This window comes from Pandoraea sp. NPDC090278 (genome assembly GCF_044772185.1).
Classification (GTDB): Bacteria; Pseudomonadota; Gammaproteobacteria; order Burkholderiales; family Burkholderiaceae; genus Pandoraea.
In genome coordinates this window covers 827,208-840,144 of sequence record NZ_JBIVYJ010000001.1, presented here as the reverse complement: position 1 = coordinate 840,144, position 12,937 = coordinate 827,208, and the positions used below count along the sequence as shown (strand labels likewise).

Here is a 12,937-nt window from a genome sequence, read left to right as displayed (position 1 = left end):
AAAAGGGACGCATAAGCGTCCCTTTTTCATTCGCACCCGCCGCCGACTACGACAATCGCTGTCGTACCGCCTCAAACAAGCAAATCGCGGCGCACGCTGCGACATTCAACGACTCCATCCCGCCCGGCTGGGGAATGCGGATCGGCGTCTGCACGCGCTCGAGCCAATGGGGTGACACGCCCGCCCCTTCGTTACCGAACACCCACGCCACCGGACTACGTAAATCCTGCTCGTAGAGCGACGTACTCGCTTGCAAGCTTGTGGCCAGCAACGGCACCGACAGTCGCGGCGCCAGCGAATCCGGCGTGCAATGTTCGACGATGTTCAACGAGAAATGCGCACCCATGCCCGCACGCAACACCTTGCTCGACCACGTCAGCGCCGTGCCCGACATGCAGTAGACGTCGCGCACACCTGCGGCCGCAGCGCTGCGAAGGATGGAACCAACGTTGCCTGCGTCCTGCACGGCATCGAGAATCACGCAGTCGGTCGTTTGCGTCGCAGGCAGATGACCTGACGGCATCTCCACCACGAAGAGCACCGGCACACCGTTGACCAGCGTCGACAGCGGCTCGAACAGCGCCTCGGGCAAACAAACGCGTCGATCCGGATCGACCCGCGCCCAGATCCGCGCGACTTCGTCGTTATCCAGTGCCGATTCTGCCGCCACACAAACGAGCGGCTGTCCTAGCGCACCAAGATAAGCGTCTGCGAGATGCACGCCTTCGAGTAGCGTCTGACCGAGTTTGCGACGTTGCTGGTTCGATTGCGCCAGTTGCTTCAGGCGCTTATAGAACGGATTGTCTTTGGAACTGATGAGCTTCATGACGTACGGACCACGCGTGACACCGTCAACGTGCCGAAAATTTCAAACGCTTCGCGCACAGGCGCAAACGACTGGCGATGATGCGGACTCGGTCCATGCGTACGCAGCGCTTCAAGGTGCTTGGGCGTGCCGTATCCGACATGCTCGTCGAAACCGTACTGCGGAAACTCCTCGTGTAGTGCCACCAACTGACGGTCGCGCGTGACTTTCGCCAGAATCGACGCCGCCGAAATCGCGGGCACCTTGTCGTCCCCCTTGATCACGGCTTCGGCACGCATCGGCAATACGGGGCACCGATTGCCATCGATAAGTGCCAGTGCAGGCACACGCGAAAGTCCGTTCACCGCCCGCTGCATGGCGAGCATCGTCGCATGAAGGATGTTCAGGGAATCGATTTCGGCCACGCTCGCTTCGGCGATGCAAAATGCCAACGAACGCTCGACGATTTCCTCATAAAGCGCCTCGCGACGAAGTGCCGTGAGCTTCTTCGAGTCGGCTAGCCCTTTGATCGGGCGGGATGGGTCGAGAATCACTGCGGCCGTCACGACCGGACCGGCCAGCGGTCCGCGGCCGACTTCGTCCACGCCACACGTCAAATCGGCGGCGATATCCGCGAAAAGATCGAACGCCATCTGCGGAGGCGTCACTTTCGCCGTACGCGTTCGGGGCTTCACGGCGGGTGACGTCAAGCCATCGCTAACAGCAGTCTTGCGCGTCGTCCGACGCACTTTCACGTCGTCCGTCATAGCCGCCCCTTTTCGCGCAGTACACGCTCGATGACCTCCGCCGAACGGGCGGCCGTGTTCTGACGCAATTCCTCGTGAATCTTCGTGAAACGCGCTTGCAGCGATGCGCGCAGCGCCGGATCGGTCAATTGCTGCCAGACGGCATCGGCCAGCGCTTCGGGCGTTGCGAAATGCTGCAACAGCTCTGGCACGACGAATTCGCCGCACAGAATGTTCGGCAAGCCGACGTAAGGCAAGTAGCCCTGCCGCTTCATGATCTGCGCCGTCAGCCAGGGCACCTTGTACGAGATCACCATCGGCTTCTTATACAGCGCCGCTTCCAGCGTTGCTGTCCCGCTCGCAAGAAGCACGCTGTCTGCGGCTTCCAATGCCAGCGGCGCACGTCCGTCGATCACCGTCAGATTGAGGTCGCTATGCGCATCGAAAATCGGCTGCATCAGCACGCGCAGACGGGGCGTTGCAACCGGCAGGACGAATCGAATCGACGGCTCTCGCTTGGCCAGCAGACGCATCGCCGCGAAAAACACCGGCGTGAGACGCTGCACTTCAGACGTACGGCTGCCCGGCAGAATCGCCACGACAGGCCCGTCGCCCTGAAGCCCCAATGTGGCCCGCGCCCCTGCGACGTCGGGCACCATCGGAATCTTGTCCGCCATCGGATGACCGACGAACGTGGCGTCAATTCCGGCACGGTGATAGATCTCGGGCTCGAACGGGAACAGGCACAACATGTGATCGACGGCACGCTTGATCTTCTTGATGCGTCCGCCGCGCCACGCCCAGATCGACGGGCTCACGAAGTGAATCGTCGGAATGCCCGCTTCACGCAGCTTGATTTCGAGATCGAAGTTAAAGTCCGGCGCATCGAAGCCGACGAACGCGACCGGCTTTTCCGCCAGCCAGCGCTCGCGCAGTTGCTTTCGAATCGAGAGGATTTCGCGCAGATGCTTGATGACTTCGACGTAGCCCATGACGGAGAGCTTGTCGATCGGCCAATAGGCGTCGAAGCCCTCTTCCGCCATATGCGGACCACCGACACCCGCGTACGCGATGTCGGCCGGAAGACTCTGCTTGAGACCGGCAAGCACGTTGCCGGCAATGAGATCGCCTGACAGCTCCCCGGCCACCATCGCCAGGGTTCGCTGGCCGGCGCCGGGAAGGGTCGGCGACATAGGTCAGCGCACGATACCGCGCGTGCTTGCGTTGAGGAAATCGAGCAGTGCGCGCACTGCCTCGAAGACGTCCGGCGCACCGGCATTGCCGAAGGCTTCGATTTGCACCTTGGCTTCGTCCAACGTCAACCCGCTCTTGTAGAGCAGCTTGTACGCGTGACGCAGTGCCGTGATTGCATCAGCGGAAAAACCGCGACGACGCAACCCTTCGACGTTGATGCCGTACGGTACCGCGCGGTCACCCGACGCGATCACGAACGACGGCACGTCCTGCACCAGCACCGACGCACCGCCCACCATCGCGTGAGCACCGATGCGCACGAACTGATGTACACCGGTCATGCCGCCGATGATCGCCCAGTCGTCGACATGGACATGGCCCGCCAACTGAGCGTTGCTCGAGAACACCGTGTGATTGCCGACGTGACAATCGTGCGCGATGTGCACGTAAGCCATGATCCAGTTGTCGTTGCCGACACTCGTCAGGCCACCGTCCTGCACCGTGCCGGTGTGGATGGTCGTGAATTCGCGAATCGTGTTGCGGTCGCCGATGACGAGCTTGGTCGGCTCGCCCGCGTACTTCATATCCTGCGGACTGCCGCCGACCGATGCGAACGGGCCAATCTTGTTGCCCTCGCCCAGCGTCGTATGACCGTCGATCACCGTATGCGCAAGAATCTGCGTACCCGCGCCGACCGTCACGTTCGGGCCGACAATCGCGTACGGACCGACAACGACGTCGGCCGCCAGTTGCGCCTTCGGGTCGACGACGGCAGTGGAATGAATGTTCGTCATGAGCGTCTCAGTTCCGGTTATTCGCCGTTCTTCTTGACCATGCACATGAACTCGGCTTCGGCAGCCAGCTTGCCGTCCACCGTTGCCTCACCCTTGAACTTATAAAAGCCGCGCTTGTGGCTGATGAAGTCGACCGAGAGAATGAGCTGATCACCCGGTTCGACCGGACGCTTGAAGCGTACGTTCTCGATACCCACGAAATAATAGAGCGTGTTTTCGTCGTGCACCGCCTCTTCCGAGAAAGTGAGCAACGCTGCGGCCTGCGCCAACGCTTCAACGATCAGCACACCCGGCATCACCGGACGCTGCGGGTAATGGCCGGTGAAGTACGGCTCATTGATCGTGACGTTCTTGATGACCTTGATGTTCTTGTGCGGCTCCAGTCCGATCACGCGATCCACCATCAGCATCGGATACCGATGCGGCAGCAGCTTCATGATCTTGTGGATGTCGATAGTAATAGTGGTCTCGCTCATTTGTCTTGCAGGTCCTTGACCTTCGCTTCAAGTTGACGCACGCGGTCGCGCATCTTGTCCAGATTGCGCATGATCGCCGCGTTTTTATTCCATTCGGCGTTCGGGATCGCCGGAAACGCGCTGGTGTAAGTGCCCGGGCCGGGAATCGATTTCGATACACCCGACTTTGCCGTCACGATGACCTTGTCTCCAAGCGTCACATGGCCCGCGATGCCGACGTTGCCGCCCAGCATGCAGAACTTACCGATCGTGCTGCTACCGGCAATACCGGTGCATGCCGCAATGACCGTGAAGGCGCCGACACGCACGTTGTGCGCGATCTGCACCTGATTGTCGATCTTGCAGCCGCGCTCGATGACGGTATCTGCCATGGCGCCACGGTCGATGGTCGTCGACGCGCCGATCTCGACGTCGTCTTCGATCACCGCACGCCCCACCTGCGGAATCTTCACCCATTCGCCGCCTGTCGCGGAGAAATCGGGCGCGAAACCGAAACCGTCCGAACCGATAACGGTGCCCGCGTGAATCACGCAACGCGCACCGATCACACTCGTGTGATACAGCGTGGCATTCGGATAGACGAGTACATCGTCGCCCAACGTCGTGCCCCGGCCGACGAACACGTTCGCCATCAGACGGACACGCTCGCCCAGACGCGCCCCCGCTTCGATCACGACGTTCGGTCCGATCACGCACGAGGCCGGCACGACAGCCGAAGGATCGATGACGGCACTCGGATGGACGCCAGCAGGCGGCACCGGTGTCGCCGCGTCGGCGAACATCTGCGCCACACGGGCGAAGTACGCGTACGGATTCGGCGCGACGATCCACGCGCGGCCTTCATGCGAAGGCAGTTTGTCGAAGTCGGCTTTGGAGAGAATGACCGCAGCAGCGCCCGAGTTGGGTACTTCTGCGAGATAAAGCGGATTGGACAGGAAGGCCAGTTGCTTTGCATCGGCGCGATCAAGCGGCGCCAGGCCTTCCACGGCAACGTTGCCATCGCCCACCAGCTCGCCGCCAAAGCGTGCGACCAGTTGGGCTAGCGTGACGGAAGGAGTGGACGACGATCCCGACATGGAATGCCCGCCCGTCACTTGCCGCTGGTGCCGCCACCCGAACTTGCGTTCAGCGTCTTGAGCACCTTGTCCGTAATGTCGATACGCGGGCTGACGTAGACCGCTTCCTGCACGATCAGATCGTACTTGTCCGTCTCGGCAATCTGCTTGATGACGCGGTTCGCGCGATCGAGCACGGCCGCAAGTTCTTCGTTACGACGCTGGTTCAGGTCTTCACGGAACTCGCGTTGCTTGCGCTGAAACTCGGTGTCGGCAGCAGCCAGATCACGCTGACGCTTGGCGCGCTCGGCGTCGCTCAACGTCGGATTGTCCTTGTCGAGCTTGTCCGACATCGCCTTGAGACGTTGCGCCATGTCTTGCAGCGCCTTGTCTCGCGTGGAGAACTCGGCCTCAAGTTTGGCTTGTGCGGCCTTGGCCGGCGTGGAATCGCGCAAAATGCGATCCGAATTCACAGCGGCGATGCGCGCATCCTGAGCCGTGGCCGCAAAGGCCGCACCGGCCAGCAACGCCGCGGCGACGCCGCGAAGGCAATGCTTACGGATACCGTTCAATGTATTACCCCTTACAACGATGAAACGTTCGGAACCGGTCAATCTGCCGCTATTAGAACGACGTACCGACCTGGAACTGGAATTTCTGATACTGGTCGCCCGTCTTCTTGACGAGCGGGAAGCCCATCGAGAGCTTGAGCGGGCCAATCGGTGAAATCCACGACAGACCGAAACCGTAAGAATAGCGCAGGTTATTGAAGGTAATCGCCTGGCCGTTATCGAACACGTTACCGCCATCGAAGAACGTAAAGATACGCAGCGTACGATCGTAACCCGTGCCCGGCAGCGGGAACGTCAGTTCGACGTTACCGATCAGCTTCGATGCACCCCCCAGCGGCTCGCCATTGGTGTCCTTCGGACCCAGCGAGCTCGGCTCATAACCACGCACCGAACCGATACCGCCCGCGAAGTAGTTCTTGAAAATCGGGAACGGCTGACCGCCCATACCGTGGCCGTAACCCACTTCGCCGTTCAGTGCCAACGTGAAGCCACGGCTCACCGGGTAGTAGTACTGGTGCTGGTAGTACGCACGGAAGTACTTGGTCGTTCCGATCGGCGTACCGATTTCGATGTTCGCCTGTTGGTAATGACCGCGGTTCGGGATCAGCGCGCTGTCACGCGAGTCGCGCGACCAACCCACCGTCAGCGGATAGTTGTTGCTGACGTAACCGAACTGGTTGGCATAGTCGATGTAGCGTTGCGGCGTCGTGCCGTCGCTCGTCAGGTGCAGACGCGTCTGTTCGAAGCCCAGACCGAAGAAGACCGTGTCGACTTCCGAGAACGGCACGCCGAACTTCAAGTTACCGCCGAGCGTGTTGATACGGAAATCCGAATCGCTCGTCAGCAACAGCGGCTGATACGTACGGTAGTAGATGTCGGTAATACGGCTCACACCGTCAACCGTGAAATACGGGTCGACTTGCGTGACGGCCAACGTACGGTACGTCTTACCGGTGTTCACGTTCACGGACAGCGACGTACCCGAGCCGAACACGTTGTCCTGGCTGATACCGGCCTGCAACACCACCTTATCGGTCGAGGAGAAACCGGCACCGACGTTGATCGTGCCCGTCGGCTTTTCTTCCACCTTCACCTGGAGGTCGACCTGGTCGTTCGAACCGGCCACCGGCTCGGTCGTCACGTTCACGTCGGTGAAGTAGCCCAGACGGTTGATACGGTCCTGCGACAGCTTCAGGCGGTCGGCGTCGTACCACGAACTTTCGAGCTGACGCAGTTCGCGGCGAATCACTTCGTCACGCGTACGCGAGTTGCCCACGATATTGATCTTGCGCACGTACACACGGCGGCCCGGATCGATCGTCAGATTGAGCGCAACGGTGTGGTTGTTACGGTCGATGTTCGGCTGGGCGTTCACGTTCGCGAACGCGAAACCGTAGTTACCCAACAGGTCGGAGATAGCCTTCGTGCTCGCCTGCAGCTTGGCCGCCGAGAAGGTGTCGCCAGCCTTGAGCTGAATGAGCTTCTGGATGTCGTCCTGCTTGCCGAGCATTTCGCCCGTCAGCTTGACGTCCGACACCTTGTAGGGCTCGCCTTCGTGGATGTTGATCGTGAGGAACATCTCGTCCTTGTCCGGCGTGATCGAGACGTCGGTGGAGTCGATGTTGAATTCCAGATAACCGCGGTTCAGATAGAACGAACGCAGCTTTTCCAGATCGCCCGTGAGCTTGTCCTTCGAGTACAGGTCGTTCTTCGAGTACCACGACAGCCAATTCGGCGTGCCCAGTTCCATCTCGGCCGTCAGGTCGGACGACGAGAAGGCCTTGTTGCCCACGAAGTTGATCTGCTGAATCGTCGCCTTCGGGCCTTCCGTCACAGCGAACTGGATGCCCACGCGATTGCGCTCGAGCGGCGTGATCGTCGTCTTGACCTCAGCAGCGTAGTAACCGCGCGTAAGGTATTGACGCTTAAGTTCTTGCTCAGACTTGTCGAGCAGGTTGCGGTCGAAGGTGCGGCCTTCGGTCAGGCCGACCGAGCGCAGTGCCTTCTTCAGACCGTCTTTGTCGAATTCCTTGATGCCGAGGAAGTCGATGGAAGCAATTGCGGGACGCTCGTTGACGTGCACCACCAGCACGCTGCCCTGCGCTTCAACGCTCACGTCCGAGAACAGGCCCGTGGCATAAAGGGCACGAATTGCTTCGGTGCCCTTATCATCGTTGAACTTGTCACCGGGTTTGACCGGGAGGTACGAGAAGACGGTACCGGGTTCAATACGCTGCAAGCCCTCCACTCGGATATCCTTGACCACAAACGGCTCGACGGCCCGTGCCAGGAAACTGTGTGCCGCCAGAACCGCAATCACCAGGGTCTTCGGAACAAGGTGGTATTTATTCGACAACTTGCTTCCCCAAGAAACAATTGAATCGTAAAAAACTCGGATTTGCCTGCGACCGGCAGGCACGTGACGCTGTCCTAGTGCAACAACTTCGACAGGTCGTTGAAAAGTGCTACGGCAGAGAGCGCAAGGATGCAAACGATGCCCACTCGTTGCAGCGCGCCCTGCCACCGTTCGGAAACTGCCCGACCGGTTATCGCTTCGACCGCATAATATAACAGATAGCCACCGTCCAAAACCGGAATCGGCAATAGATTCAATACGCCAAGGCTAATGCTGACAAGCGCCAGAAAGGCGATGAAATAATCCAGACCGAGCCGGGCCGAACGCCCTGCGTAATCCGCAATCGTCACCGGACCGCTCAGATTCTTGAGCGATGCCTGCCCGGTGATCATCTTCCCAAACATGCGCACACTGAAGGCCGTCACATCCCACGTGCGCTGCGCCCCACGGCCAATCGCCTCGAACAGCCCGTAACGGACGGTCACCGAATCGACCTGACTGGCCAGCGCTGCGCCGATCTTGCCCACGCGCTCGCCGCCCGCCGTTGCCGAATCGACTTCCACATTAGGCGTCAGCGTGACGTTTCGAGGACTGCCCTCCCGTCTCACCGTCAAGGTCATCGGCTTGCCCGGGTGGGCGCGAACGGCATCGACGAGTGCCTTGGCCGAGGTCACGGGATTGCCATCCACCGCCGTAATCTCGTCGCCCACGCGCAACCCGGCGAGTCCCGCAGCACCGCCCGCGATGATCTGCCCCACCTTGACGCGCGCCGAGGGCACCAAGCCCAGACGCTGCATGAAGTCCTGTTCGCCGTCCGCATCGAAATGCTGCCCTGCCGCGTCCAGCGTGTATTCCGCACGGCCGTCGCGCGTGCGCGCCACCAGCGTCACACGCTGCCCTTCGATCATCGGGTCGACAAGCCGCCAGCGAAGATCTTCCCAGGAACGCACGGCCGCCTCTTCCCCGACGGCCTCATCGGGACTTCTGCCGTTTTCCCGAACCCCCGTGATCAGTTCACCGCCAGACAGCCCTGCACGGGCCGCGAGCGTGCCAGCCGCCGGCGGCGCGATGCGCGCGACAGGCTCCGTCACGCCAGCCAGATTCAGGCTCGCATAGAGGGCAATGGCAAGGAGGAAGTTGGCGACCGGACCGGCCGCCACAATAGCGAAGCGCTTGTAGACAGATTTTTGATTGAACGCACGCGCCCGGTCTTCCGGGGCGACGATCTGCGTTTCGTCGCGCTCATCGAGCATGCGGACGTAACCGCCGAGCGGCAATGCGCAGACCGTCCATTCGGTGCGGTCGCGCCCCATCGTCCATTTGAGGAGCGGCGTCCCGAAGCCCACGGAGAATCGCAGAACCTTCACGCCGCAAAGTCTTGCGACCGTGTAGTGGCCCAACTCATGGAACACCACCAGAACACCAATGGCGATGGCGAACGCTAGCAACGTGGTCAGCAGATTCATGAGCGAACGAGCCCCGGGGAAATTACGACATGGGCAGCGGCGTCAGGAACGCGCTGGTGCAGGCAAACCGGCAACGATCTCCGTCGCCAGTTCGCGGGCACGACGATCGGCTTCAAGCACGACCTCGAGCGAGGTGGCTTCACCCACGGCGACCGTATCGAGCACGCGCTCGACAACCTGCGCAATCGCGGTGAAACGGATGCGTCCTTCAAGGAACGCTGCGACAGCCACTTCGTTGGATGCATTGAGCAACGCACCCGCCGTACCGCCGCGATGCAGCGTGTCGAACGCCAGACGCAGACACGGGAAACGGCGCAGATCCGGCGCTTCGAACGTCAGCTTGCCAATGTCCGCGAGATTCAGTCCGGCAACGCCCGACGTGACCCGGTCCGGAAACGCCAGCGCGTGAGCAATCGGCGTGCGCATATCGGGGTTGCCGAGCTGCGCCAGTGTCGAGCCGTCGGTGTACGTGACCATCGAGTGAATCACGCTTTGCGGATGGATCAGTACCTCGATCTTCTCCGGCGGCATATTGAACAGCCAGTGCGCCTCGATCACTTCAAGGCCCTTGTTCATCATGCTCGCCGAATCCACCGAGATCTTGCGTCCCATCACCCAGTTCGGGTGCGCGCATGCCTCGTCCGGCGTCACGTTCTCGAGCGACGCCAGTTCGCGCTCGCGGAACGGGCCACCCGAAGCGGTCAGCACCAGTTTCTCGACGCCACGCGTCGAAATACGGCTTTCCCCGGCCACTTGCGGCAAGCATTGGAAAATGGCGTTGTGCTCGCTATCGAGCGGCAGCAACGTGGCGCCCGCGCGTTCGGCTGTCGCCATGAACAACGCACCGGAAAGCACCAGCGACTCTTTGTTCGCCAGCAGAATACGTTTGCCTGCGCGCGCCGCAGCAAGGGTCGACTGCAGACCTGCCGCACCCACAATGGCCGCCACGACCATCGTGACCTCGCCGACCTCGGCGATTTCGATCAGCGCTTGCGGACCGTACGTCACTTCGATCTTCAGGCCCGCCTCGACCAGACGCGCCGACAGCGCGCGTGCGCCATCCGCATCAGCCACGACCGCCACTTGCGGACGATGGGCAACACACTGCTCAAAAAGACGATCGAGATTACGGTGCGCCGACAGCGCGTAGACCGAGAAGCGATCCGGATGACGCCCCACGACATCGAGCGTGCTAACGCCGATGGAGCCAGTGGAGCCGAGAATGGAAAGACGTTGCGACATGATCAGACGAAGAGCATAGCCAGCGGGAGCGCCGGGAGCAGCGCGTCGATTCGATCGAGCACGCCACCATGACCTGGCAGCAGTGCGCTGGAATCCTTCACGCCCGCTTGCCGCTTGAGTTGAGATTCGAACAGATCGCCTACGACCGAGAAAGCGACCAGCACGGTCAACGCCAATGCGCCGAGTGCAAGGCCCAACGTGCTGGCGAGATGAGAAACGATGGTCGGCGCCTGCAATCCGCTGGCGAGCACTGCCGCAGCAATCGCGAGGACCAGCAGCCACCCGCCGACGGCACCTTCCCAGGACTTTCCGGGGCTGATGGACGGCGCGAGCTTGCGTTTGCCGAAAGCCCGCCCGGCGAAATAAGCGCCAGTGTCGGCGAGCCAGACGATGACGAGCACCGACAGCAGGAAGGCGACGCCGCGCTCACGTGCGAGACAAAGCGCCTGCCAGGCAGCAATCAGCAATACCGGCCCCGCCACCAGCAACAGACCGCGCCACGCCCCTTGCGTCGCAGGCTTACGTGCAAGCGTGTAGGGACCGGCGAGAATCCAGAAGATGGCGGCCGGTTTGAGCCACATTGACGACAGCGTCCAGCCGCCCACCCAAGTCAGCCCGACACCCAGCAGGGCCAGCGCACCATAAAAAACAGCGCCCGTGCCGTTCAGGCCGACCAGACGCCCCCACTCCCACCCGGCAGCCGCAACGATCACGGCCGCGAGCAACGCGAACTGCGCCGGCGTACCGACGAAGATCACGGGCAAAAGAATGGCGAGGAGTACGACAGCGGTAATAACGCGTGTCTTGAGCATCAGGCGGATTGTCCCGAGGGGTTCTGGACTTGCGCGCTGGTACGGCCGAAACGGCGTTCGCGCTGCTGAAACTCGGCGACTGCCCGCTTAAGCGTATTGGCGTTGAAGTCCGGCCAGAATTCTTCGGTGAAATACAGTTCAGTGTACGCCAGTTGCCAAAGCAGAAAATTACTGACGCGCTGATCGCCACCGGTGCGGATAAAGAGATCCGGCTCCGGCGCATAGGCCATGCTCAGATAGGGCGCGAGATCGTCTTCCGAAAACGATGTATCGAGCGCTGCAGCCCCCCCCTGCGCGACACGCACAGCGGCGAGCTTCTGAGCCGCCTGGAGAATGTCCCATCGCCCACCGTAATTGGCAGCAATGGTCAAGGTAAGACCCTTGTTGTCCTGCGTACGCTCTTCCGCACGCCTGACGAGTTCCTGAATGCGCGGCTCGAACGCTTCGAGCGCACCAATCACGCGAAGACGGATGCCGTTGCTATGCAGCTTCCCCACCTCGCGCTCGAGCGCAAGAATGAAAAGCTGCATGAGCGTCGAGACTTCATCCTGCGGACGACGCCAGTTCTCGGAACTGAACGCGAACAGGGTCAGGTACTCGACGCCAAGCTCGGCACATGCCGTCACGGCTTCACGCACGGCGTCAACACCACGCTTATGCCCCGCAACGCGAGGCAATTTACGACTGGTAGCCCAACGCCCGTTGCCGTCCATGACGATGGCAACGTGGCGCGGAATGCTCGCTGTCTCAGGAGCAGAAAGCGTAGAGCTGAGAAAACCCATTGAGTTACGGCGCAAAGTCGAGCGCGAAAGTCTGCGGAGATTGAGCGGTAAGTGCCGTGAGCACTTAAACCGTCATGATCTCGGCGTCCTTCTGCTTCACCAACTCGTCGATTTCGGCGACGAACTTGTCGGTGAATTTCTGGACATCGTCGCCACCACGGCGCTCGTCGTCTTCCGAAATTTCCTTGTCCTTCACCAGCTTCTTGAGTTGCTCATTGGCGTCGCGACGCAGGTTACGCACGGCAACCTTGGCGTTTTCGCCTTCCGACTTCACAAGCTTCGTCATTTCACGACGGCGCTCTTCGGTCAGTTGGGGCATCGGCACACGAATCAGATCACCCTGCGTCGCCGGGTTCAGGCCCAGATCCGACTCGCGGATGGCCTTTTCGACCTTGGGGACCATGTTCTTTTCCCACGCTTGCACGCCGATCGTACGCGCGTCGACGAGGCTCACGTTGGCAACTTGAGAGATGGGCACCATCGAACCGTAATAATCGACCTGGACGTGATCGAGCAGGCCAACGTGCGCGCGGCCGGTACGAATCTTCGCCAGGTTGTTCTTGAACGACTCGATCGAGCTCTTCATCTTTTGCTCGACATGCTTCTTGACGTCAGCAACGCTCATGGCAACCTCCAA

13 protein-coding genes are annotated in these 12,937 nt (G+C 60.9%); all 13 read right to left on the bottom strand.

Annotation, left to right across the window (positions count from 1 at the left end; translation table 11 throughout):
- Nucleotides 1-46 precede the first annotated feature (46 nt).
- Nucleotides 47-826, bottom strand: a complete 780-nt coding sequence (locus ACIQWO_RS03665; protein ID WP_402819284.1) for a TrmH family RNA methyltransferase — start codon at nucleotides 824-826, stop codon at nucleotides 47-49.
- A complete protein-coding gene (rnhB, locus tag ACIQWO_RS03660) occupies nucleotides 823-1,458 on the bottom strand; it encodes a ribonuclease HII (protein WP_402819281.1) in 636 nt (211 codons plus the stop codon). The genes ACIQWO_RS03665 and rnhB overlap by 4 nt, the downstream gene beginning before the upstream one ends.
- Before the next feature lie 110 nt (nucleotides 1,459-1,568).
- Nucleotides 1,569-2,744 carry a lipid-A-disaccharide synthase gene (lpxB, locus tag ACIQWO_RS03655; protein ID WP_402819278.1) on the bottom strand — a complete coding sequence of 392 codons (1,176 nt, stop codon included), beginning with the start codon at nucleotides 2,742-2,744 and terminating at the stop codon, nucleotides 1,569-1,571.
- 3 nt (nucleotides 2,745-2,747) lie between these two features.
- Complete coding sequence (gene lpxA, locus ACIQWO_RS03650) at nucleotides 2,748-3,539, bottom strand: acyl-ACP--UDP-N-acetylglucosamine O-acyltransferase (protein ID WP_039398718.1); 792 nt, start codon at nucleotides 3,537-3,539, stop codon at nucleotides 2,748-2,750.
- Nucleotides 3,540-3,556: 17 nt separating this feature from the next.
- The gene (fabZ, locus tag ACIQWO_RS03645; protein ID WP_039398720.1) at nucleotides 3,557-4,015 is read right to left on the bottom strand and encodes a 3-hydroxyacyl-ACP dehydratase FabZ; all 459 of its coding nucleotides are present in this window, start codon (nucleotides 4,013-4,015) and stop codon (nucleotides 3,557-3,559) included.
- Nucleotides 4,012-5,091: a UDP-3-O-(3-hydroxymyristoyl)glucosamine N-acyltransferase gene (lpxD, locus tag ACIQWO_RS03640; protein ID WP_402819273.1), complete on the bottom strand. Its 1,080-nt coding sequence runs from the start codon at nucleotides 5,089-5,091 to the stop codon at nucleotides 4,012-4,014. The genes fabZ and lpxD overlap by 4 nt, the downstream gene beginning before the upstream one ends.
- 14 nt (nucleotides 5,092-5,105) lie before the next feature.
- Entirely contained in the window at nucleotides 5,106-5,642 is a 537-nt protein-coding gene (locus ACIQWO_RS03635) for an OmpH family outer membrane protein (protein ID WP_267919674.1), read from the bottom strand.
- A 52-nt stretch (nucleotides 5,643-5,694) separates the two neighbouring features.
- The gene (bamA, locus tag ACIQWO_RS03630) at nucleotides 5,695-7,998 is read right to left on the bottom strand and encodes an outer membrane protein assembly factor BamA (RefSeq protein ID WP_191625777.1); all 2,304 of its coding nucleotides are present in this window, start codon (nucleotides 7,996-7,998) and stop codon (nucleotides 5,695-5,697) included.
- Nucleotides 7,999-8,072: 74 nt separating this feature from the next.
- On the bottom strand, nucleotides 8,073-9,464 hold the full coding sequence (gene rseP, locus ACIQWO_RS03625) for an RIP metalloprotease RseP (RefSeq protein WP_402819265.1): 1,392 nt from the start codon (nucleotides 9,462-9,464) through the stop codon (nucleotides 8,073-8,075).
- Between the two features lie 42 nt (nucleotides 9,465-9,506).
- Nucleotides 9,507-10,706, bottom strand: coding sequence for a 1-deoxy-D-xylulose-5-phosphate reductoisomerase (ispC, locus tag ACIQWO_RS03620; protein ID WP_402819262.1), 1,200 nt, complete (start codon nucleotides 10,704-10,706; stop codon nucleotides 9,507-9,509).
- A 2-nt stretch (nucleotides 10,707-10,708) separates the two neighbouring features.
- Entirely contained in the window at nucleotides 10,709-11,518 is an 810-nt protein-coding gene (locus ACIQWO_RS03615; protein ID WP_402819259.1) for a phosphatidate cytidylyltransferase, read from the bottom strand.
- Nucleotides 11,518-12,300 (bottom strand): polyprenyl diphosphate synthase, encoded by a 783-nt coding sequence (gene uppS / locus ACIQWO_RS03610; RefSeq protein ID WP_402819256.1) that lies wholly within the window; start codon nucleotides 12,298-12,300, stop codon nucleotides 11,518-11,520. Before uppS ends, ACIQWO_RS03615 begins: the two co-directional genes overlap by 1 nt.
- 64 nt (nucleotides 12,301-12,364) lie before the next feature.
- Nucleotides 12,365-12,925, bottom strand: a complete 561-nt coding sequence (gene frr, locus ACIQWO_RS03605) for a ribosome recycling factor (protein ID WP_402819253.1) — start codon at nucleotides 12,923-12,925, stop codon at nucleotides 12,365-12,367.
- Nucleotides 12,926-12,937 lie beyond the last annotated feature (12 nt).